Annotated in this window: 18 protein-coding genes; 11 read left to right on the top strand and 7 right to left on the bottom strand. The window is 67.2% G+C overall.

What is annotated here, in order from left to right:
* Positions 1 to 78: 78 nt before the first annotated feature.
* Positions 79 to 546: an RNA polymerase-binding protein DksA gene (dksA, locus tag AC3WJI_RS04855; RefSeq protein WP_492756119.1), complete on the bottom strand. Its 468-nt coding sequence runs from the start codon at positions 544 to 546 to the stop codon at positions 79 to 81.
* Between the two features lie 349 nt (positions 547 to 895).
* Between dksA and AC3WJI_RS04850 the strand changes: the two genes are divergently transcribed.
* Positions 896 to 1,798 carry a hypothetical protein gene (locus AC3WJI_RS04850; RefSeq protein WP_492756118.1) on the top strand — a complete coding sequence of 301 codons (903 nt, stop codon included), beginning with the start codon at positions 896 to 898 and terminating at the stop codon, positions 1,796 to 1,798.
* Between the two features lie 54 nt (positions 1,799 to 1,852).
* Here the strand turns inward: AC3WJI_RS04850 and AC3WJI_RS04845 are convergent, their stop codons facing one another.
* The gene (locus tag AC3WJI_RS04845) at positions 1,853 to 2,308 is read right to left on the bottom strand and encodes a host attachment family protein (protein WP_492756117.1); all 456 of its coding nucleotides are present in this window, start codon (positions 2,306 to 2,308) and stop codon (positions 1,853 to 1,855) included.
* An 89-nt stretch (positions 2,309 to 2,397) separates the two neighbouring features.
* Between AC3WJI_RS04845 and serS the strand changes: the two genes are divergently transcribed.
* From serS to AC3WJI_RS04825, 4 genes are all read left to right on the top strand, one after another.
* Positions 2,398 to 3,669, top strand: a complete 1,272-nt coding sequence (serS, locus tag AC3WJI_RS04840; RefSeq protein WP_492756116.1) for a serine--tRNA ligase — start codon at positions 2,398 to 2,400, stop codon at positions 3,667 to 3,669.
* Positions 3,670 to 3,763: 94 nt separating this feature from the next.
* Positions 3,764 to 4,528: a 5'/3'-nucleotidase SurE gene (gene surE / locus AC3WJI_RS04835; protein WP_492756115.1), complete on the top strand. Its 765-nt coding sequence runs from the start codon at positions 3,764 to 3,766 to the stop codon at positions 4,526 to 4,528.
* A 46-nt stretch (positions 4,529 to 4,574) separates the two neighbouring features.
* Positions 4,575 to 5,636, top strand: coding sequence for a peptidoglycan DD-metalloendopeptidase family protein (locus tag AC3WJI_RS04830; RefSeq protein ID WP_492756114.1), 1,062 nt, complete (start codon positions 4,575 to 4,577; stop codon positions 5,634 to 5,636).
* A gap of 173 nt (positions 5,637 to 5,809) precedes the next feature.
* Positions 5,810 to 6,814, top strand: a complete 1,005-nt coding sequence (locus AC3WJI_RS04825; RefSeq protein WP_492756113.1) for a potassium channel family protein — start codon at positions 5,810 to 5,812, stop codon at positions 6,812 to 6,814.
* Here the strand turns inward: AC3WJI_RS04825 and AC3WJI_RS04820 are convergent.
* Positions 6,804 to 7,571 (bottom strand): AAC(3) family N-acetyltransferase, encoded by a 768-nt coding sequence (locus tag AC3WJI_RS04820; RefSeq protein WP_492756112.1) that lies wholly within the window; start codon positions 7,569 to 7,571, stop codon positions 6,804 to 6,806. The two genes, AC3WJI_RS04825 and AC3WJI_RS04820, sit on opposite strands and share 11 nt — an antisense overlap.
* 36 nt (positions 7,572 to 7,607) lie before the next feature.
* Between AC3WJI_RS04820 and AC3WJI_RS04815 the strand changes: the two genes are divergently transcribed.
* Positions 7,608 to 7,970: a DMT family protein gene (locus AC3WJI_RS04815; RefSeq protein WP_492756111.1), complete on the top strand. Its 363-nt coding sequence runs from the start codon at positions 7,608 to 7,610 to the stop codon at positions 7,968 to 7,970.
* Here the strand turns inward: AC3WJI_RS04815 and AC3WJI_RS04810 are convergent.
* A complete protein-coding gene (locus AC3WJI_RS04810) occupies positions 7,967 to 8,368 on the bottom strand; it encodes a DUF1761 domain-containing protein (RefSeq protein WP_492756110.1) in 402 nt (133 codons plus the stop codon). The genes AC3WJI_RS04815 and AC3WJI_RS04810 overlap by 4 nt on opposite strands.
* Positions 8,369 to 8,459: 91 nt before the next feature.
* Between AC3WJI_RS04810 and rimO the strand changes: the two genes are divergently transcribed.
* Positions 8,460 to 9,791 carry a 30S ribosomal protein S12 methylthiotransferase RimO gene (gene rimO / locus AC3WJI_RS04805; protein ID WP_492756109.1) on the top strand — a complete coding sequence of 444 codons (1,332 nt, stop codon included), beginning with the start codon at positions 8,460 to 8,462 and terminating at the stop codon, positions 9,789 to 9,791.
* 76 nt (positions 9,792 to 9,867) lie between these two features.
* Positions 9,868 to 10,902 carry a hypothetical protein gene (locus AC3WJI_RS04800; protein WP_492756108.1) on the top strand — a complete coding sequence of 345 codons (1,035 nt, stop codon included), beginning with the start codon at positions 9,868 to 9,870 and terminating at the stop codon, positions 10,900 to 10,902.
* Here the strand turns inward: AC3WJI_RS04800 and AC3WJI_RS04795 are convergent.
* Positions 10,850 to 13,243 (bottom strand): membrane-bound PQQ-dependent dehydrogenase, glucose/quinate/shikimate family, encoded by a 2,394-nt coding sequence (locus AC3WJI_RS04795; protein ID WP_492756179.1) that lies wholly within the window; start codon positions 13,241 to 13,243, stop codon positions 10,850 to 10,852. The genes AC3WJI_RS04800 and AC3WJI_RS04795 overlap by 53 nt on opposite strands.
* A 182-nt stretch (positions 13,244 to 13,425) precedes the next feature.
* Here AC3WJI_RS04795 and AC3WJI_RS04790 point away from each other — a divergent pair, with 182 nt between their 5' ends.
* Positions 13,426 to 14,820, top strand: coding sequence for a leucyl aminopeptidase family protein (locus AC3WJI_RS04790; protein WP_492756107.1), 1,395 nt, complete (start codon positions 13,426 to 13,428; stop codon positions 14,818 to 14,820).
* Here the strand turns inward: AC3WJI_RS04790 and AC3WJI_RS04785 are convergent.
* Positions 14,808 to 16,730, bottom strand: coding sequence for a putative bifunctional diguanylate cyclase/phosphodiesterase (locus tag AC3WJI_RS04785; RefSeq protein WP_492756106.1), 1,923 nt, complete (start codon positions 16,728 to 16,730; stop codon positions 14,808 to 14,810). The genes AC3WJI_RS04790 and AC3WJI_RS04785 overlap by 13 nt on opposite strands.
* 125 nt (positions 16,731 to 16,855) lie before the next feature.
* On the opposite strand from AC3WJI_RS04785, the gene AC3WJI_RS04780 reads away from it, so the two are divergent.
* Entirely contained in the window at positions 16,856 to 18,229 is a 1,374-nt protein-coding gene (locus tag AC3WJI_RS04780) for an MFS transporter (protein ID WP_492756105.1), read from the top strand.
* On the opposite strand, the gene tpiA is transcribed toward AC3WJI_RS04780, so the two are convergent.
* Positions 18,201 to 18,947 carry a triose-phosphate isomerase gene (gene tpiA / locus AC3WJI_RS04775; protein WP_492756104.1) on the bottom strand — a complete coding sequence of 249 codons (747 nt, stop codon included), beginning with the start codon at positions 18,945 to 18,947 and terminating at the stop codon, positions 18,201 to 18,203. The two genes, AC3WJI_RS04780 and tpiA, sit on opposite strands and share 29 nt — an antisense overlap.
* Positions 18,948 to 19,062: 115 nt before the next feature.
* On the opposite strand from tpiA, the gene AC3WJI_RS04770 reads away from it, so the two are divergent.
* Positions 19,063 to 21,009, top strand: a complete 1,947-nt coding sequence (locus AC3WJI_RS04770) for a peptidylprolyl isomerase (protein ID WP_492756103.1) — start codon at positions 19,063 to 19,065, stop codon at positions 21,007 to 21,009.
* Position 21,010 lies beyond the last annotated feature (1 nt).

Here is a 21,010-nt window from a genome sequence, read left to right as displayed (position 1 = left end):
CGAAGATTAGAACAGCAATCCCTGACGAAAGCGTAAATTTGAAGGGCCGCGCCGAAAATTAGCGCGGCCCGACGGCCGCTATTCCTCGCGCGAGACCTTCTCGTTGCGCTCGTGGCGCTCCTGCGCCTCGACCGTCATCGTCGCGATCGGCCGCGCCTCGAGCCGGGCGAGCGAGATCGGCTCGCCGGTCACTTCGCAATAGCCATATTCGCCCTCGTCGATCCGGCGCATCGCGGCGTCGATCTTGGCGATCAGCTTGCGCTGGCGATCGCGGGTGCGCAGCTCGATCGACCAATCGGTCTCGCTCGACGCGCGATCGGTGAGATCGGCCTCGCGCAGCGAGTCGGTCTGGAGCTGGTTGAGCGTCCCCGCCGCCTCGCGATAGATCGCGTCCTTCCAGGCCAGCAGCTTCTCGCGGAAATAATCCTGCTGCCGCACATTCATGAAGGGTTCGTCGTTATGCGGCCGATATCCTTCGCCGCCGTCGTTCGCCGCGGCCGGAATATGTTTCCCGGTTTCCTCGGTCCGATCCAAAACAGTAGCCATCCCCACTCTCCACACCGGTCGCCCAGATGGCCAAGCCGCTGGTCGACTGCCTTTTGCCCGCCCGCCCTATACTTGCGCGCGAACGCATTAACAAGCGCGCTATTATGACAGGCGCGCTGTCTAATCCCCGATAACGTGGGGGAAATTAGCATTGGCTGAACATGATTCGCGATCGTGCACGCATTAACCACGATGTTTTACAAGTAACGACCCGGCAGCTCCGCAAACCGTACCGAAAGCGCACATTAACCATAAGTTCCGCGAGCGACCTGCGAAAAACAGTCCAAGAATAAGGTAAACGGAGCGCGTTGCGCTTGCGCTTAATAGTTTGTTTTGCGTTTGTTGCGCATTGAGGGCGCAGAAGCTGCTGACGGTCCCGTGGGGAGCGAGGCGCCAGCAACAGGAAGAGTGGGACATCATGTCGGTTCGCATGGCCTTGGCGAAACTCTGCGCATGTGCCTGTGGCGGTGCAGTCATCGGTGGCGGCGGCGTCTATGCCGTCGAGCGCGCGACGCAGCCCAGCGTGGTCAAGCAGTACACCGTCGCCAAGAAGCGCGTCGTCCGCAAAGGCCCCGTCGCCGGCGTCGTCCGCAAGAAGCTCGTGCGCCGCGTGACCACCACTACGACGCAGGCCCAGCCGCAGGTCGTCGTCGTGACGACGCAGGGCGCGCCGATCCCGCTTCCGCCGCGCGAAATGCCCGCGGTCGCCGCGAGCAGCGCTGCCGCGACCGGCGTGGTCGGCGGCTCGGGCGGCTATGGCGGCTTCGGCGGGGGCTTCTTCGCGGGCGGCTTCTTCGGAAGCTCCGGGAGCAGCTCGGGCAGCAGCGGGATCAACATCGAGATTTCGAGCGGGGGCTCGTCGACCAGCACGTCGTCGGGCGGATCGTCCACCTCCACGTCGACCGGCGGCTCGTCGACTTCGACGTCGAGCGGCGTGAGTTCGTCAACTTCGTCCTCGACGTCTTCGTCGACTTCATCGTCCACTTCTTCCTCGACTTCGTCGAGCACCTCCTCGAGCACCTCGTCCAGCGGCAATTGGAGCACGTCCAGCGGCTGGAGCACGTCGAGCAGCTGGGGCTGCAAATGGGGCAAGCATTGCGGCGGCGGGTCGAGCGGGCATCACGGCTCGAGCGGATCGTCGGGTGGCCCCGAGCCGGTCCCCGCCCCGCCGATGATCCTGCTGTTCGGCGGCGCCGCGGCGGCATTGGTCGCCCGCAAGCGCCTTACGAAGAAAAAGCTGGCAGTCGCGTAATCCCGTGCTCCTGCGAAAGCAGGAGCCAGGGTTATTCATTGCGTGGCTCGCGGGCTATTCTGCCTTGGCGAGCGCTTCCTCGATCTGCGGCACGGTGTGGTCGGTCAGGTCCTTGGCGAGCTCACCCTTGAGCCGGTCGCTCACTTCCTTGTGATAGTGCTTCCGCAGCTCGCCCAGCGTCTTGGGCGGCGCGACGATGATCAGCGACTCGAAATCATTGGCGAGCGCGCGCTTCTTGAGCAGTTCGGCGGTCTCGGCGGCGAAGCGATCTTCCTCCAATTGGTGGAAGTCGACTTCGCCCATGCTGCCGCCGCCCCATTGGCCGTTGCCGCGGGTGCTCGACGCGCCGCCGGCGAGATCGGTCGCCTGCTCGTTATGGTCGGGATTGTGCTTGTCGACGACTTTCTTCTCGACCTGCAGATTGGGATAGGCCTCGTCGCCCTCGTTCCTCAGGAACAGCATCTTCCGGCCATCCGCGACCACCACGACCGTATCGTGCGGAACCTGCATGTCTCGTCTCCTTGTTTCGGTGCTGCACCTCCAACGCGCCCACGCGCCGCAGGGTTGCGCGGGCCAGCGCACGAAGCCATAGCCCGACCATGCACGACATCCGCTTCATCCGCGAAAACCCCGAGGCCTTCGACGCCGGTCTGGCGAAGCGCGGGCTCGAGCCACGTTCGGCCGAGTTGCTCGCGCTCGACGAGCGCCGCCGCGCGCTGATCCATGAGGCGCAGACCGCGCAGGCGCGCCGCAACGAGGCGTCGAAAGCGATCGGCGCGGCCAAGGCGCGGCGCGACGATCCGACCGACCTGATGGCCGAAGTCGCCGCGCTCAAGGAGCGGATGCCGGCGATCGACGCCGAGGAGAAGGCAGTCGGCGCCGAACTGACCAACGCACTCGCCGCGATCCCCAATCTCCCGCTCGCCGACGTGCCCCAGGGTGCCGACGAGGAAGACAATGCGCTGGTCCACGAACGCGGCACCCTGCCGAGCTTTGCCTTCGCGGCCAAGGAGCATGACGCGATCGGCCCGGCGCTCGGGCTCGATTTCGAGATCGGCGCGCTGCTCGCGGGGTCGCGCTTCACCTTCCTGCGCGGTTCCGCCGCCCGGCTCCACCGCGCACTCGGCCAGTTCATGCTCGACACATTGACGCGCGAGCACGGATTCGAGGAAGCGGTCGTCCCGCTGCTCGTCCGCAGCGAAAGCATGTTCGGCACCGGCCAGCTTCCCAAATTCGCCGAGGACAGCTTCGAGACCACCGACGGCCGCTGGCTGATCCCGACCTCGGAGGTGAGCCTGACCAACAGCGTGCGCGAGCAGATCCTATCCGAGGAGATATTGCCGCTACGCTTCACCGCGCTGTCGCCCTGCTTCCGTTCGGAGGCGGGCTCGGCAGGACGCGACACCCGTGGCTATATCCGCCAGCACCAGTTCGAAAAGGTCGAGATGGTCTCGATCACCACGCCCGACCAGTCCGAAGCCGAGCATGAACGTATGACGGCCTGCGCCGAGGACATTCTCGACAAGCTCGGCCTCGCTTTCCGTCGGATGAAGCTGTGCACCGGCGACATGGGCTTCTCGGCCGCGCGCACCTACGACCTCGAGGTCTGGCTGCCCGGCCAGGCGCGCTATCGCGAGATCTCGTCCTGCTCGACCTGCACCGATTTCCAGGCGCGCCGGATGAACACGCGCTACCGCCCCGAGGGGGAAAAGGGCACGCGCTTCGTCCACACGCTCAATGGCTCGGGTCTCGCGGTCGGGCGGACGCTGGTCGCAGTGGTCGAGAATTATCAGCAGGAAGACGGTTCGGTCGCGGTGCCCGAGGCGCTGCAGCCCTATCTCGGCGGGTTGAACCGGCTCGAACCGCGCTAACTCAATCCGTTCGGGCTGAGCTTGTCGAAGCCCCGTTCTCCTTCCGCGAACAAGTACGGCCCTTCGACAAGCTCAGGGCGAACGGAGTGACGGAATGCGCATCCTGCTCACCAATGACGACGGCATTCACGCACGTGGCCTTGCCGTGCTCGAACGCATCGCTCGCACCCTATCCGACGACATCACGATCGTCGCCCCCGCCGAGGAGCAATCGGGCAAGAGCCGCGCGCTGACGCTGACCGAGCCGTTCCGCGTCCGCCGCATCGACGACAAGCGTTTCGCCGTCCGCGGCACGCCGACGGACTGCGTGATGTTCGCCCTCGGCGAGGCGATGAAGGATGCGCCGCCCGACCTCGTGCTCTCGGGTGTCAATCGCGGCGGCAACCTTGGTGAGGATGTCAGTTATTCCGGCACCGTCTCAGCGGCAATGGAAGGCGCGCTTGCCGGCATCCGCTCGGTCGCGCTCAGCCAGCGTTACGAACGCAGCGGAATGGGCGACAAGGTGCCGTTCGACACCGCCGAGGCCTGGGGCGAGCGCACGCTCCGTCCGCTTCTCGAGGCGCCCTGGGAACCGCGCACGCTGGTCAACATCAACTTCCCGCCGGTCCCCGCCGACGCCGTCAGGGGGATCAAGCCGGTGGCGCAGGGCCTGCGCGATTATGGCCGCGCCGGACTCGACAAGCGTATGGATCCGCGCGGTTTTCCCTATTACTGGCTGGCGATGAGCCGGCTGCCGCACACGCCCGATCCCGAGACCGACCTTGAGGCGATCGAGCAGGGCTGGATCACCGTCACGCCGCTCCATCTCGACCTTACCCACCGCGGCGCGCTCGAAAGCCTCAAGGCGGTCTATTGTTAACCAACCCTGTTTCCCTTATTAAATTTTGAGGGTTAGGGGGTTCGCAATGCGCCGTATGGGGGCATCGCTGCTCGGCATCGTCCTGATGTCGGGCTGCATACCGGCGGAAGCCGGCCGGGGGCCGCGCGCATATGCGGCGCCGGAACAGAATAGACCGCAGGAGACGTTCGAGCGCCGCTCGCTCGATCAGGACGTGCGCGCGCTGCCCGCGCCACCGCCGGCCTGGGAGGCGCGCCGTGTCACCGCAGACGCTAAGGCGGTGCCGAGCTCGACCTATGTCGTGCAACCGGGCGAGACGTTGCGGACGATCTCGATAAAGACCGGCGCAGGCTCCGAGGCGATCGCGCGCGCGAACAATCTCGTCGCGCCGTTCGTCATTCAGCCCGGCCAGCGGCTGACCATTCCCGGCGGGCGCTATCACCTGGTCCGCGCCGGCGAGACCGGCATCGCGATCGCCCGCGCCTACGCAGTCGACTGGTCGCGGATCGTTGTCGCCAATGCGCTCACCGAGCCGTACATCCTGCGCACCGGCCAGCGCCTGCTGGTGCCGACCGCACGCCCCGAGACCATCGAGGAGCGTGCCGCGCGCTTCCATCTCGACATCGACGACATCCTCACCGGCGGTGAGCCCGCGCTGGCGGCGAATGCCAAGCCGGCCAAGCCCACCGCCTCGACGTCGCGCGTGCTGCCCGCGACCACGCCGGTCGCGCCCCCCGCCACGCGTATTGCCGGGCAGTTTGCGTGGCCGGTCAAAGGATCGATCGTCAAGCGCTTCGGGCCGGGCAAGAGCGGCGAGCGCAACGACGGGATCAAGATCGCGGTCCCGCTCGACACGCCGGTGCTCGCCGCCGCCGACGGCGTCGTCGCTTATGTCGGCAGCGACGTACCGGCGTTGGGCGGGCTGGTCATCGTCAAGCACGGCAACGCCACCACCACCGTTTATGGCCATGCCGGGCAGTTGCTCGTCCAGCGTGGCCAATCGGTGAAGAAGGGCCAGATGATCGCGCTCTCGGGCAATTCGGGCTTCGCCGACCGCCCCGAACTTCATTTCGAGATCCGCCAGGGCCGCACGCCGATCGATCCGGTGACGCGGCTGCCGAGGCGTTAGACGGGCGCATTAAACCCTCCTGTTCCCCGGCGAAGGCCGGGGCCCAGTCCTCGAACAAGCACGCGCGGTAGCGCGCCTTCGCGCACGCTGAGTCTGGGCCCCGGCCTTTGCCGGGGAACAAGCGTGGTTCGACCCGGTTGCACCTCGATGGCGATCCCTCTTATTCCCGAATGATGCCGCTCTCCCCCGCCACCCTCAAGCGCAAGTCGAGCCTGCCGGTCTGGGTGTCGATCGCCTGGCGCGTGCTCGCGGTGCTGGCGCTGCTGGCACTCGCGGTGGGGGTCCACTGGATCGAGCGCGACGGGTTGAAGGACACTGCCGACGGGCAGGTCAGCTTCCTCGACATCCTCTATTTCACGTCGATCTCGGTCACCACCACCGGCTATGGCGACATCGTGCCGGTCAGCACTTCGGCGCGAATGTTCGACGCGTTCGTGGTCACCCCGATCCGCGTCTTCGTGGTGCTGCTGTTCATCGGCACCGCCTATAATTTCGTGCTCAAGCGCACCTGGGACAAATGGCGTATGGCAGTGATCCAGCAGACCCTATCGGGACATATCATCGTCGCCGGATACGGCACCACCGGCTCGGAAACCGTCGACGAACTGATCGCGCGTGGCCACGATCGGGGCAGCATCGTCGTGATCGACCCCAACGAGGCTCGCCTCAGCCGCGCCAAGGAATGCGGCTGCACGATCCTCCAGGGCGATGCGACCCGCGACCAGGTGCTCAAGGACGTGCGGATCGAGAGCGCCGAATCGATGATCGTCTGCGCCGGCCGCGACGATACGTCGATCCTGATCACCCTCACCGCGCGTCACATCGCCGATGCGATCCCGATCAGCGTGATCGTCCGCAACGAGGATAACGAGCTGCCCGCGCGCGCCGCGGGGGCGACAACGGTGGTCAATCCGGTGAGCTTCGCCGGGCTGCTGCTCGCCGGCTCGTGCCAGGGACCGCATCTGTCGGGCTATCTGATGGACCTCGCTTCGTATCACGGCCAGGTCGAGCTTTCCGAGCGCCCGGTGCGCCTTGACGAGATCGGCAAGCCGCTCGCCGACATCCGCACCGGTCTGGGAGTCCGCATCCATCGCGGCGACACGCATTACGATCACCGTGCGCCCGAAGCCGCCGCGCTCGAGGCGGGCGACCTGATCGTCGAGATCATTACCGCCTGAGGCTGTCGCGCGCCTCGTCGCATTCGTCGCAGCCTGCGTCCGCATCGTGGAGGAAGATCAGCGGATCCGCCGCGATCCTCGGCACCGCCACGCGGATCAAATCCTCCGCGTCGAACAGCCGCGCCTCGGCATTGCCGACGCGTCCCTCGCGCTGAAGCCCGTCTGCCCGCAACCAGTCGTCGGCTAGCGCGAATTTCTCGCAGCAGCTGTCATTCTCGCCATAATGGACCTCTGTCCCGTTGGCGGCGACATAATGGAAGTCGCTGCGATACGGCACGCCGCCGAGTAGTTCGGCGAGATGCAGCATCGTATTGGCATCATGGCCGACTCCAAGCAGAAGCACCTGCCCGCCTGCCTCGCGGATGCGGTCGATCGCGCTGCCGGGTGCCGCCGGCGGCAGCACGAACGGGCCGCCGGTGATCCATTCGGCCCGCGGACCGATCGCCGCCACCGCGTCGAAATGGGCGCTGCGCACCACGCCGGGCTGCTGCCAGAACAGCGACGGCACTACGCCGAGATCATCGCGGTTGGGCGTCGTCGCGGGATCGAACGGGGCATCGTCGTCCCCGGTCGCGGAGGGCATCGCCAGCGTACCGCCAGGGCCCAGCGCCGTCCGCAACGCCGCGATCAGCCCGAGCGGCCCACCCTCGACCGGTCGCAGCGCGCGAAAGCTCGAATGGACCAACAGCACTCCGCCCGCGCGCACGCCCAGCGCACGCAGGTGCGCGACCAGTTCGGCTTGCGTCGTCACTTTCATCCTTGACCCTTTGCCCATGTTCGCGAAGGTCGCGGCATGCCTGCAACGCCTTTCGCCCGCGCTTTGCCGATCCTGCTGCTGATCGGCTCGAACGTCCTGATGACCTTCGCCTGGTATGGCCATCTCAAGTTCAAGGACAAGCCGCTGCTTGCGGTGATCCTGGTGAGCTGGGGCATCGCCTTCTTCGAATATTGCCTCGCCGTCCCGGCAAACCGCTGGGGGAGCAATCTCTATTCGGCGGCGCAGCTCAAGGGGATGCAGGAAGTGATCACCCTGGCGGTGTTCGCGGTCTTCTCGATCCTCTATCTCGGCCAGAAGATCACGATGAACCATCTGATCGGCTTCGCGCTGATCGCCGCCGGCGCCTTCTTCCTGTTCCGCGCGCCAATCTCGGCCTAGCTCAGCAGCCCGAAGATGGCGCCCATCACCAGATAGACCGTGATCCAATAGCCCGCGTCGATCAGGAACAGCGTCCGCGGTAGCTGCGAGAACAGGTAATTCACGCCGATCGAGGTCGCGATGAACCCGACGCCGATGATCGCGGCGATCACTAGCGAATGGTGCAGCCCGACGGGCGTGTCGTAGGTCAGATAGAGATGGTCGAGCATGAACGCGGCGATCACATTGAGCACGAAGGTCGTCCCGAACAGCAGCGGCATGTTCGCGCCGGTATTGCCCTCGCGTGTGATTCCGCGCGCCTGCATCCACGCCTTGCCGAACAGCGGCCCGTACCAGAGCGCTCCGACCAGAAAGCCGGCGAGCGCCGCCAACAGGATCGCGAGCCAATGGAAATGCATCCTCCCCTCCCTTTATCTGCAAGGAGGTGAAGCTATACCGGAAACCCCCGGCTAGCAATTTCCCGCAAAATCCCTATGTCGCCCGCCAATCATGGCAACCAAACTCCCTGACTCCCCGCGTATCGGGATGGTGTCGCTCGGCTGTCCGAAGAACCTCGTCGACAGCGAACGCATCCTCACCAAGCTGCGCAGCGACGGCTATGCGATGTCCCCCGATTATCAGGGCGCCGACATCGTATTGGTCAACACGTGCGGCTTCCTCGACAGCGCAAAGGAGGAATCGCTCGAGGCGATCGGCGAGGCGATCGCCGAGAATGGCCGCGTCATCGTCACCGGCTGCATGGGCAAGGAAGCCGAGGTCATCCGGGCGCGCTTCCCCAACGTCCTCGCGGTCACCGGCGCACATCAGTACGAGGAAGTCGTCGGCGCGGTGCACGAGGCGGCGCCGATGCCGCCCTCGCCCTTCGTCAACCTCGTCCCCGATGCCGGGCTCAAGCTGACGCCGCGGCACTACAGCTATCTGAAGATCTCAGAGGGCTGCAACCATCGCTGCGCCTTCTGCATCATCCCAAGCCTGCGCGGCGACCTGGTCAGCCGGCGCCCGGACGCGATCCTGCGCGAGGCCGAGAAGCTCGTCGAGGCCGGCACCAAGGAATTGCTGGTCATCAGTCAGGACACCTCAGCATACGGCGTCGACATCCGCAAGGAACCGCGGATGTGGAAGGGCGAGCAGATCGTCCCCCATATGACCGACCTCGCCCGCGAGCTCGGCAAGATCGCCCCCTGGGTGCGGCTCCACTACGTCTACCCCTATCCGCATGTCGACCAGGTCATCCCGCTGATGGCCGAGGGGCTGGTGCTCCCCTATCTCGACATCCCGTTCCAGCATGCGGCGCCCAATGTGCTGCGCCGCATGCGCCGTCCGGCCAACGAGGCCAAGGTGCTCGAGCGGCTGCGCGGCTGGCGCGCGATCGCTCCCGACATCACGATCCGCTCGACCTTCGTCGTCGGCTTCCCCGGCGAGACCGAGGAGGACTTCCAATACCTCCTCGACTGGCTCGACGAGGCCCAGCTCGACCGCGTCGGCGCGTTCCGCTTCGAGCCCGTCGAGGGCGCGACTGCGAACCTGCTGCCCGATCCGGTGCCCGAGCAGGTCAAGGAGGAGCGCTACGCCCGCATCATGGAGAAGACCGCGGCGATCTCCGCCGCCAAGCTCCAGGCCAAGATCGGCCGCACGCTCGAAGTGATCATCGACGAAGTCGGCGAGGACGGCGCCACCGGCCGCAGCAAGGCCGACGCCCCCGAGATCGACTGCGAGGTGTTCCTGCGCGACGCGGGACACCTCAGCCAGGGTGACATCGTCCGCGTCGCGATCGAGGATGCCGATGAGCATGACCTTTACGGCGTGCCGCTGGCGAGCTGAGCGTCTCTTGCTTAGGGTATAACTCGCGGCCAAACCCCCGGTGACACCGGCGGCGCGGCGTCTATGCTGCCCGACGATGTTGCGTTCCGCCCTGCTCGCCAGCTTGACTTGGCTCAGCCTCGCCGGGGTCAGCGCGGGCGAGCCCGGCACTCGAGTAACCCCGGTCGACCCGCTGCAGGTGCAAGACGACGATTTTGCCCGGCATCGCGATCGCGCCGAATGGAGCGGACTGACCGTCCACCGGATCGCGTTTCGCGAAGAACGCGCGGCGTGGCGATTGTGGCGGATCGCCAACGTCCATCAGCGCCGCGGGCCGCTCTGGTTCGTGCCGCACGACAATGAGAATGCCGGGTTCGAGGCGGCGCTCGTGGCGGTCCGCAAATATGGCGGCACCCTGATCGCTGTCGATACCGACAACGGCGTCCGGCTGAACGACGCGGTCGATTATGGCCGCCCGGTCGACCCCAACCGCAATTTCGACAGCGCGCTCCCCGGCTATGCCCGCCGCATCCTCGCCGACCTCGCGCCCGGCATGCCGATCATCGCGCTTCACACCAATGCGTTCGGCTTCGACACCGGCGAGTCGCGCTGCAACCAGTCCGATCCCTCGGGCAGCGGCGTGATTTCGATCCGCTATTGCGACGAGGTGCTGACTCCCAGCCCGTCGCAGGCGCGCGCCTGGCCCTGGGACGACGACGACACCGTCGCCTTCGCGACCTATCGCGGTGGGGCGAGTCCGAGCACTGCCTTCTGCCGCGACGCGATGGTCGGCGCAGACTTCAACGTCGTCCAGGAGCGCGTCGTCGCCAGCGACGGCTCGCTGTCGAACTACGCGGTGCTTCACGACCTCGACTATCTCAACTTCGAGACGCTCGACCGCGGCGACAATCCGGAAGGGCTCGCGGAGGGCCGCAAGCGCCTCCTCGCTATTATCGACCGCGCACTGGCGATGTGCGCGCCCGACGTCAGGCTAGTCCGCGCTCGTGTGCACGCAGGAGCCCAGGGCCACGCACCGGCCCGACCGGAACTCTGGGCTCCTACTTTTGCGGGAGCGCAAATCACGCAGGCAAAGCGTACGCCACGACCTCGTCGCTCACCGGCGTCTGCATGAAATGGTGGCCGCCGGCATAGATCACCAGATATTCCCGGCCGTTCATCTCATAGACCATCGGCGTCGCCTGGCCGCCGCCGGGCAAGACGTCCTTCCAGACCGTCTTGCCGGTGTTGAGGTCGATTGCGCGGATCAAATTGTCGGTCGCCGCGGCGACGAACACCAGCCCGCTCGCCGTCACCACCGCGCCGCCATTGTTCGGCGTGCCGATCGTGATCGGCAGCATCGACGGGATGCCGAACGGCCCGTTGGTCCGGGCCTCGCCGAACGCGCGATCCCAGATCGTCTTGCCCGTCGCCATGTCGATCGCGCGGATCCCGCCATAAGGCGGCTGCTTGCACAGCATGCCGGTGAAGGGCAGCCGCCAGCCGGCATTGACGTCGATCGCATAGGGCGTGTGGGCCTGCGGATCGCCCGCGCCCTCGGCGCCGCCGATCTCGCCGCGAGCCTGATCGCGCGGTGCCCAGCCCTTCTTGTCGGCCTCGGCGCGCGGCACCAGCCGGACGTAATTGGGCATGTCGTTGTAATTGGCTACGATCACCCCGCGCGCCGGATCGACCGCGATCCCGCCCCAATCGGTGCCGCCATTATAGCCCGGATATTCGATCGAGCGGCGGTCGGACTCGGGCGGGGTGAAGAAGCCCTTATAGCTCGCCCGGCGGAACTGGATCCGGCAGATCATCTGGTCGATCGGCGACATCCCCCACATGTCGTGCTCGGTGAGGTCGGGCTTGCGCAGGCTGTGCCACAGCGAAACCGGCTGGGTCGCCGCGCGCTCCTGCGGCTCGACGCCGCCCGCAGGCGCCTTGATCTCGCCGATCGGCGTCAGCGGCTGGCCGGTGCGCCGGTCGAGCACATAGATGTCACCCTGCTTCGACGGCAGCACCAAGGCCGGCGCGCCCTTATAGTCGACCAGGGTCGCCTGCGCGCCGAAATCATAGTCCCACACGTCCTTGCGCACCGCCTGGAAGCGCCAGCGCGGCTTGCCGGTGGTGACGTCGAGCGCGACCAGCGACGTGGCGAACTGATTCTCCTCGGGCCGGCGCAGCGACGAATAATAGTCCGCCGCGGCATTGCCCATCGGCAGGTAAACCAGCCCCAGCTGCTCGTCGCCGCTCGCGATCGTCCACATGTTCGGCGTGCCGCGCGTCCATTCCTGACCGGCCGGCGGCATGCCGTTCCATTCGGGATGCATCATATCCCACGCCCAGCGGAGCTGGCCAGTGCGCGCGTCGAAGCCCTGGATGACCCCCGAAGGCGCCCAGCGGTCCTGCCCGTCGAGCACCTGATGCCCGGTAACCAGCACTCCGCGCACCAGCGTCGGCGGCGAGTTGATCGAGACGAAGCCGGCGGGGACCTTGCCCATGCCGTTCTTGGCATCGACCTGGCCGCCCGTGCCGAAATCGGCGCACAGCCTGCCTGAGCGCGCGTCGACCGCGATCAGCCGCGCGTCGAGCGTGCCCTCGATGATCCGCGTCGCGCAGGGCTGCTCCGCCGCCATGCCCGGCACCGCGTAATAGACCACCCCGCGGCACGCCGCAGTGTAGGGAATCGCCGTGTCGGGCACCTTGGGATCATAGCGCCAGCGCTGCTTGCCGGTCGCCGGATCGAGCGAAATCATGATGTTCTTGGGCGTGCAGATATAGAGGCTGTCGCCGACCTTGAGCGGGGTATTCTCGGCGCCATAGGTGTTGCGGATCTGCGGCGAGGACGGCAGGTCGCCGGTATGGATCGCCCAGGCGCGCTCGAGCTTGCCGACATTCTCGGCGTTGATCTGGGTGAGCGGCGAATAGCGGCGCGCGCTGGTCGTTCCGCCATAAGCCGGCCAGTCGGCGCCGACCTGCTGGCCGGAGGGATCGGCCATCCCCTGTGTCGACGCAGCAGGAAGTCCGCTCAGCACCGGGTTGGGAGCACCGGCGGCGGCTGCCCAGAAATTGACCGTGGTGAGCACCAGCGCCAGCGCCCCGCCGGCAAGTGCGAACCGCCAACGCTCGCGCCGCAGGCTCAACGTTGCCATCGCCGCAATCACCGCGAGCAGCAGCACTACCGGCGCGATTACCCGCGGCACCTGCGCCCAGGCATTCGCGCCGACTTCCCACCACGCCCAGACGATGCTGAGCACCACGATCGCGAGGTAGAGCCACCCGCCGGTCATCCGCCCGCGGATCAGCAACACGCCCGCCGCGATCATCGCGGCGCCGGTGATCACATAATAAAGCGAGCCGCCGAGCAACGCGAGCCATGCCCCGCCGATCACGAGAACCAATCCGATCAGCGCGAGGATCCCGCCGACCAGCATCGACACCCAGCTCCCCCAGCGTCGCGGGCGGGTCTCGGTCACCACCGGTCCGTTGTCGGTATAGTTGCGGGTATCGGTCACGCTCGGTCTCCCCGCCGGCGCGCGAAACCGGCGCGCAGGATTGAACGCCAACCAGCCGGGCGGAAGGCCGGTTCCGGAATGAACAAAATTTCATCTCGGCCAAAGGGCTAGGCGCGGCGGCTTCGCGCCCCTAGATCGTGGCCATGCCTGATCTTTCCACGCTGATTCAGCCCGATCGCGGCCAGCCCGCGCGCACCATCCACCTCATCGACGCCAAGGGCTATGACGCCTGGCTCGCCGCGCAGCCGCCGCGTCATCGCACCGCCGCGCAGGCGCAGAAGCTTGCCCCTACCGGCTATTCGAGCGCGATCCTGCCCGGCGACGGCCCCGAGGATTGGTCGGTCGTCACGGTCGTCGCCAATGTCGAGCGACTGACCCCCTGGTGCCTCGCCAAGCTCGCCGAGACACTGCCGGAAGGGACCTACCGCGTCGATGGCCGCGAGCCGGGCAAGGCGCTACTCGGCTGGCTCACCGCGCAGTACAAGTTCGACCGGTACAGGAAGAAAGAGGACAAGCCGCAGGGCGCGCGCGTGCTTCTCACCGGCGATCCCGCCAAGATGGAAGAGGCGCTCCGCCTCGCCGCCGTCACCGTCAAGCTCCGCGACCGGATCAACACCGGCGCCAACGACATGGGGCCCGCCGACCTCGAGGCGGCGGCCGCCGATCTCGCCAAGGAATATGGCGCGACGCTCAGCGTCGCCAAGGGCAAGGACGTCGAGAAGGGCTATGGCATGCTCTGGGCGGTCGGCAAGGCCGCCGGCGAGGGTCGCGAGCCCCGGTTGATCGAGCTTGAATGGGGTAATCCCGAGCATCCGCGCATCGCCATCATCGGCAAGGGCGTGTGCTTCGACACGGGTGGGCTCGACATCAAGCCGGCCGCGGGCATGCGGCTAATGAAGAAGGACATGGGCGGCGCCGCGCATGCGCTCGCATTGGCCGAACTGGTCATGCAGCACCGCCTGCCGGTGCGCCTCCACATGCTCGTGCCCGCCGTCGAGAACGCGATCAACGGCGAGGCGACGCGCCCCGGTGACGTAATGATCTCGCGCAAGGGACTGTCGGTCGAGAACAGCAACACCGATGCCGAGGGCCGGCTGATCCTCGGCGACGCGCTGACCAAGGCGGCCGAGAGCAATCCCGAGCTCGTCTTCGATTTCGCGACGCTGACGGGTGCCGCGCGGGTCGCGCTCGGCGCCGACCTCCAGGCCCTGTTCGCCAATGACGAAACGCTCGCCGCCGAGCTGCTCGCCGCGAGCGAGTCCGAAGCCGATCCGATGTGGCGGATGCCACTCTACGATCCGTACAAGGACTTGCTGAAGTCCGACGTCGCCGACCTGGTCAACGCCGCCGAAGGGCCGTTCGGCGGGGCGATCACCGCGGCCTTGTTCCTCAAGGAATTCGCCCCCGAAAAGGCGCAATGGGCGCATTTCGACATTTTCTGCTGGAACGGCAGCGCCAAGCCGGGCCGCCCCAAGGGAGCCGAGGCCGTCAGCCTGCGCGCGACGTGGAAGGTGCTGAAGGACCGCTACGCCGGCTGAGCCGCGCCGGCCAGCGCCTCGATCTGCTCGACGGGCATCGGATATCCGTAATGGAAGCCCTGTCCCATCGCGCAGCCGAGGGCGGCCAGCGTGCGTGCGGTGGACTCGAATTCGATTCCCTCGGCGACCACCGGCAGGTCCAGCGTGCTGGCGAGCGTGATGATCGCATGGACCAGCCGCAACGCCTGCGGGTCTCGCTCCATCGCCGTCACGAACGAGCGGTCGATCTTGAGCCGGTCGAACGGCAGCATCTGGAGATGCTGGAGCGACGAATAACCGGTCCCGAAATCGTCGAGCGCGAGCTGGATGCCCTGGTTGCGTAGCGAAGCGATCGTCTGCTGCGCGCTGTCGGCGTCGACAATCAGCGCATTTTCGGTGATCTCGATCGTCAACCGCGGCGGCGGGAAGCGCTCGCGCGTCAGCACCGCGAGAACCTTCTGGCTAAACCACGGGTCCTTGAGCTGGGTCGGAGATACGTTGATCGAGATCGGCACCGCCCAGTCGCGCGTCTCACGGCATGCGCGGCGCAGCAGCCGCAGCATCAGCGCGTTGATCAGCCCGCATTCCTCGGCGATCGGGATGAACAGCTCGGGGCCGATATCCGCGCCATCCGCTCGCAGCCACCGCGCGAGCAGCTCGTACCCCACCACCTCGCCGTTTGCGAGGGCGACGATCGGCTGATAATGCGGCACCAGCGCGTCGCGCTCCATCGCCTCACGCAGCTCGCGCTCGATCTCGGCGCGGCGACGGATCTCGGCATCGAGCAGCGGCTCGAATGCGCAGAGCCGGCTGCGGCCGGTTTGCTTGGCCTTGTAGAGCGCGATGTCCGCGCGGCGCATGAGGGTATCGAGATCGCGGGCGTCGTTGGGATAGAGCGAAATCCCCACGCTCGCGCCGATATGATGGACGAGGTCGGGCGCCGCGAACGGCTTGCGCATCGCCTGGACGATTGCGTGGGCGGTACGCCTGGTCCCCTCGCCATCGGCATCGACGATCACGGCGAATTCGTCGCCGCCTAGCCGGTAGCTCGTCCCCTGCCCGCCCACCACGGCATTCAGCCGCGCAGCGACGTCGCGGAGCAATTGATCGCCGGCCGGATGACCGTGCACGTCGTTGATCGACTTGAAGCGATCGAGATCGATGATGAGCAGGCCCATCGTGCCGCCACTCGAGGTGCGGAGCTCGAGCGCCTCGGCAAGCGCGCGGCGGTTGGGCAGCCCGGTCAGCGGGTCGTGATAGGCGAGCTGGTGCGCGCGCTGCTCGGCACCCTGGGCGCGGCGCTGCTCGGCAGCCATGTCCGCGCGCGAGGCCAGCACTTCGACGAAGCCGGCATGGTTGGCATGCAGCATGCGCAGGATCACCGTGGTGACGACGACGATGTTGACGCCGAGACCGCGCAGGAACCAGTCGGCCGAGAAGAGCAGGCAGAGCGTGACCGGTGCCGCGCCGCAGGCGAGGACGGCATGGCCGGCGCGCGGAAAAGACTGCAGGCAGTAGCAGCAGCTGATCGCGCCGATGAAGATGTAGAGCGCGATGCAGGCGCGTCGCACGAGATCGGCCTGGACGTAAAGGACCAGCCCCCACCCACCGAAGCCGAGGCTGAGCACTATCGCGACCGCCGTCGTGCCGATCAGGTAGCGCGGGATCCGCGCCGGATCGGGCGCGGTGCCGCGGCGCCGCAGCCAGAACAGCGCGCGCGCGCCGCCCAGCACCGCCAGCACCACCGGCATGCCCAGGCTCCACCAGTCGCTCACCGTGCCGTGCGACGCGAAGCTGAGGAACGCCGCGTCGACGAGCATCAGCGCATACATCAGCGGGACCTGCTGGCGCAGGGCACGGAACTGCTCGACCAGAATCGCCTGATTCTGCTCGATGCCGATAGCGACGGCCTGGGGAGCACGCCTGAACATAGTCAAATATAGCAGCGAACCTGCCGAGGATTGCGTTTCCTGCAGCATTTCAGCGGCTTGAATCGCAGGTTCGCCGACGTTCGCCGACGCTCCCGCAACACCCATAATGCTGCTAGCGTGAGCGCATGTCCGCCGCCCATTCGAGGCTCACCCTCGTCGCCTGCATCCTCGCGTCCAGCCTCGCCTTCATCGACGGCTCGGTGACCAATGTCGCACTGCCCGCGATCGGCGCCGATCTCGACGCGACGCCGGCCGAACTTCAATGGACGATCAACGCATATCTTCTGCCTCTCTCGGCGCTGCTGCTAGTCGGCGGCGCGGCGGGCGACCATTTCGGCCGGCGGCGCTTACTCGTCCTCGGCATTGCTATCTTCGCGCTCGCCTCGGTCGCCTGCGCAATCGCCGCCGACCTGACGCTGCTCCTCGCGGCACGCGCGGTGCAGGGCGTCGGCGCGGCGATCCTGCTCCCCAACAGCCTCGCCACGCTGAGCCACGCCTTTACCGGCGAGGCGCGCGGCAAGGCGATAGGCACCTGGGCGGGGGTCGGCGCGATCGCCGGCGCGGTCGGCCCGCCGCTCGGCGGATGGCTGGTCGACGCGATCGGCTGGCGCGCAATTTTCTATGTCAATATCCCGGTCGCCGCCGCGGCGATCTTCATCGCGCTTCGCTACGTCGAGGAGAGCTCGGAGGGCGAATTGCCGCTCGACCTGCCGGGCGCCTTCGCCGCGACGCTGGCGCTCGGAGCGCTCACCTGGGGGCTGACCTTGTGGTCGAGCCACCACAGCTTCGACACCTCGGTCGCGATCGGCCTCGCCGCGGGCCTGCTCGCCGTCTTACTCTTCCTGTGGATCGAGCACCACCGCGGCAGCCGGGCGATGATGCCGGTCGCGATGTTCGGCTCGCGCGCCTTTGCCGGCCTCACCTTGCTCACTTTCCTGCTCTACGGCGCGCTCGGCGGGATGCTGCTCCTCCTGCCCTATGTGCTGATCCAGGCCGCCGGCTATACCGCGCTCCAGGCGGGGCTTGCCCTCCTGCCGATGCCGCTCGGCATGGGCATGGCCTCGCGCGTGATGGGCCGATTGACCGCGCGGCTCGGGCCCCGCTGGCCGCTGACGATCGGCGCCGCCATCGTCGCGATCGGCTTCGCCTTGCTCGTCCGCGTTGATCAGAGCGCGCCTTATTGGAGCTCGGTCTTCCCCGGCTGCCTCGTCATCGCGATCGGCATGTCGAGCGTCGCCGCGCCGCTCACCACCGCAGTGCTCGCCTCGGTCGACGACACGCACAGCGGCACCGCCTCGGGCTTCAACAGCGCGATCGCGCGCACCGGCGGGCTGATCGCCACGGCCATCGCCGGCGCCGTGATCTCGAGCGCGGGCGCCGGGCTGATCGCCGCCTTCCACGGCGGTGCGCTGGTAGGCGCCGCGCTCGCCGCTGCGTCCAGCCTCACCGCGCTGCTGACTCTCGGCGAGATCAGGAAAGCGACGCCGCAGCCCGAATGATCGGCACGAACTTGTCGGCAGTGAGGCTTGCGCCGCCGACCAGCGCGCCGTCGACATTGTCGACCGCGAGGATGTCCGCAGCATTCGCGCCGGTCACCGATCCGCCGTAGAGGATGCTGATGCCGTCGGCAGCCTCGCCAACCATCGTCCGCAGCTTGGCGCGCGCAATCGCGTGCATCGAGCCGATCTCGTCGAGCGTGGGGGTCTTGCCGGTGCCGATCGCCCAGCGCGGCTCATAGGCCAGCGTCAGCCAGTCGCCGTGCGCGCCTTCGGGCAGCGACTTCTCGATCTGCGACTGGACGATGCGTTCCGCCCTGCCCGCATCGTGCTCGGCCTCGGTCTCGCCGCAGCACAGGATCACCCGCAGCCCGCCGCGGCGCGCCGCCGCCGCCTTGGCCCAGGCGTCGTGGCTGGTCTCGTGCTGGTCGGCGCGGCGCTCCGAATGGCCTACGATCGTCAGCGTCGCGCCCGCCTCGCGCAGCATCGCGGCGGAAATGCAGCCGGTATGCGCCCCCTTCTCGGCCTCATGGACATCCTGCGCACCGATCGGCAGCGTACCCGCGACCGCCACTGCCGGCGCGATCAGGGTGAACGGCACGCACAAGGCGACGTCGACCCCGGGCGACGCCGCAGTGGCCGCGGCGATAGCCTCGACCTCGCCCAGCTGCGCCTTCAGCCCGTGCATCTTCCAGTTTCCGGCGACCAGCTTGCGGCGCATGTCCCACTCCCTCTTGTTGTCCGCAGCCGATACCAAGCCCCGCGCGCTGCACAAGCTTGAAGGCGGGCACCGAGCGCCCTAAAGCACGCCGGATTCCTCTTTCGAACGGCCCTTCATGCTCGATTCCTTCCGTCGTTTCACCAAGTCGCGCTTCGGCCTGATCGCGGTGTTCGTGTTCCTCGCGCTGATCGCGCTTGCCTTCGCGGCGGGGGACATCACCGGAATACGGTCGAACGGGGCGAGTGGCAGCGGGGGCGACGTCGTCGCGAAGGTGGGCAGCCGCAAGATCACCGATCGCGAAGTGCGCGAGCGGATCGACCTGTTCCTGCGCAATCTCCAGCGCGACGGCCAGAACGTCACGATGCAGCAGTTCCTCGCCCAGGGCGGGCTCGAGCTTGCGATCGACGAGATGATCAACGGCGCCGCCGTGGTAGAGTTCGCAAAGTCCGCGGACATGCAGGTGAGCAAGCGGCTGATCGACGGTGAGATCGCCAGCAATCCGGCTTTTCTCGGGCTCGACGGCAAGTTCAGCCAGTCGCAGTTCAACAATCTGCTGTCGCAGAACCGTATATCGCCGGTCAGCTTCCGCGACCAGCTTACCAACGAGCGTTATGCCAATTGGCTGGTGAACCGCGGCACGCTGGGTAGCCAGATCCCCGACGGCGTCGTGCTGCCTTATGCCTCGCTGCTGCTCGAGCGCCGCACTGGCATCGTCGGCCTCGTCTCGACGATTGCGATGGATCCCGGCGCCGATCCCGACGACAAGACCCTGACTGCCTGGTACAATAGCAAGCGCTTGCGCTATACGGTGCCGGAGCGCCGCATCGTCCGCTTCGCGATGGTCAAGCCCGATACGCTCAAGGCGCAGACTGCCGCCACCGACGCCGAGATCGCCGACGCGTACAAGAAGGCGGGCAATCGCTTCGCCGCCACGCAGAAGCGCACGATCGAGCTCGTCACCGCGCTCGACCAGAACACCGCTGGGCAGGTCGCCGCCAAGGCCAAGGCCGGCGCGCTGCCTGCCGCGGCCACGGCCTCGGGCCTCGAGGCGCGCACGCTGACTGCGCTCGAAAAGCCCGCAGTTGCCGGGCAGGTTTCGCAGGCCTTTGCCGATGCCGCCTTCGCCGCGGCGCCGAACGCGTTGGTCGGCCCGGTCAAGATCGGGTCCAGCTGGCTCGTCTACCGCGTGACCAAGGTCGAGCAGGTCGCCGCCAAGACGCTCGACCAGGCGCGCCCCGAGCTTGCCACCGAGATCGGCGCGCGCAAGCTCGCCGAGGCGACCGCCGCGCTGCGTCAGTCGATCGACGACGGCGTCGGTGACGGCAAGACCTTCGACGAGGCGGTTGCCGACGCCAAGCTCACCGCCATGCGCAGCCCCGCGCTCACCGCCGCCGGCGCCAACCCCGACGATCCCAATTTCAAGCCCGATCCGGCGCTGGTCGCAGTGATGCGCGCCGGCTTCGCGATCGAGCAGGCCGGCGACGAGCCGCAGGTGGTGCAAATCGCCGCCGACGGCAGCTTCGCCCTGGTCAAGCTGGAGAGCATCGTCGCTGCCGCACCGCGCCCGCTCGCGCAGATCCGCGAGCGCGTCGTGAAGGACTATCTCGTCGACCAGGCGCTGACCAAGGCGCGGGCCGTGGCCACCGCGATGATCGCCAAGCTCGAAAAGGGCGTGCCGATGCAGCAGGCGCTGGCCGAGGCCGGCGTGACCAAGGGCCCGCCGCCCAAGCCCTTCGACTTCAAGCGCCAGGACGTGCTCGGCCCGAACATGGCGCCGTATCTCCAAATGGCGTTCAGCATGGCGCCAAAGAAAGCCAAGCTGGTCGAAGGTCCCAATCGCGAGGGCTTCTACGTCGTCTATCTCGACTCGATCGAGGAGCACAGCGCAGCGAACGACCCCGCGGCGACCCAGCGGGTGCGCGGCGGCATCGCGCCGCAGGTCGGCCCGGAGTTCGCGCGCCAGTTCATCGCGTCGATCCGCAACCACCTCAACGTGACGCGCAACGAGAAGGCGATCGCCGCTTTGCGTGCCGACCTGTCCCGCTCGGGCTCGGCGCGCTGAA

This window comes from Sphingomonas sp. FW306-1B-B10E, assembly GCF_058782005.1.
This window is presented reverse-complemented; position numbering and strand designations above follow the sequence as displayed.

Coding starts and splice junctions, on each gene's coding strand:
- serS (WP_492756116.1), top strand. CDS start 2,398: ATGCACGACATCCGCTTCATCCGCGAAAACCCCGAGGCCTTCGACGCC.
- AC3WJI_RS04810 (WP_492756110.1), bottom strand. CDS start 8,368: ATGCATTTCCATTGGCTCGCGATCCTGTTGGCGGCGCTCGCCGGCTTT.
- AC3WJI_RS04800 (WP_492756108.1), top strand. CDS start 9,868: ATGTTGCGTTCCGCCCTGCTCGCCAGCTTGACTTGGCTCAGCCTCGCC.
- surE (WP_492756115.1), top strand. CDS start 3,764: ATGCGCATCCTGCTCACCAATGACGACGGCATTCACGCACGTGGCCTT.
- AC3WJI_RS04770 (WP_492756103.1), top strand. CDS start 19,063: ATGCTCGATTCCTTCCGTCGTTTCACCAAGTCGCGCTTCGGCCTGATC.
- tpiA (WP_492756104.1), bottom strand. CDS start 18,947: ATGCGCCGCAAGCTGGTCGCCGGAAACTGGAAGATGCACGGGCTGAAG.
- dksA (WP_492756119.1), bottom strand. CDS start 546: ATGGCTACTGTTTTGGATCGGACCGAGGAAACCGGGAAACATATTCCG.
- AC3WJI_RS04815 (WP_492756111.1), top strand. CDS start 7,608: ATGCCTGCAACGCCTTTCGCCCGCGCTTTGCCGATCCTGCTGCTGATC.
- AC3WJI_RS04780 (WP_492756105.1), top strand. CDS start 16,856: ATGTCCGCCGCCCATTCGAGGCTCACCCTCGTCGCCTGCATCCTCGCG.
- AC3WJI_RS04830 (WP_492756114.1), top strand. CDS start 4,575: ATGCGCCGTATGGGGGCATCGCTGCTCGGCATCGTCCTGATGTCGGGC.
- AC3WJI_RS04785 (WP_492756106.1), bottom strand. CDS start 16,730: ATGTTCAGGCGTGCTCCCCAGGCCGTCGCTATCGGCATCGAGCAGAAT.
- AC3WJI_RS04845 (WP_492756117.1), bottom strand. CDS start 2,308: ATGCAGGTTCCGCACGATACGGTCGTGGTGGTCGCGGATGGCCGGAAG.
- rimO (WP_492756109.1), top strand. CDS start 8,460: ATGGCAACCAAACTCCCTGACTCCCCGCGTATCGGGATGGTGTCGCTC.
- AC3WJI_RS04790 (WP_492756107.1), top strand. CDS start 13,426: ATGCCTGATCTTTCCACGCTGATTCAGCCCGATCGCGGCCAGCCCGCG.
- AC3WJI_RS04825 (WP_492756113.1), top strand. CDS start 5,810: ATGCCGCTCTCCCCCGCCACCCTCAAGCGCAAGTCGAGCCTGCCGGTC.
- AC3WJI_RS04820 (WP_492756112.1), bottom strand. CDS start 7,571: ATGAAAGTGACGACGCAAGCCGAACTGGTCGCGCACCTGCGTGCGCTG.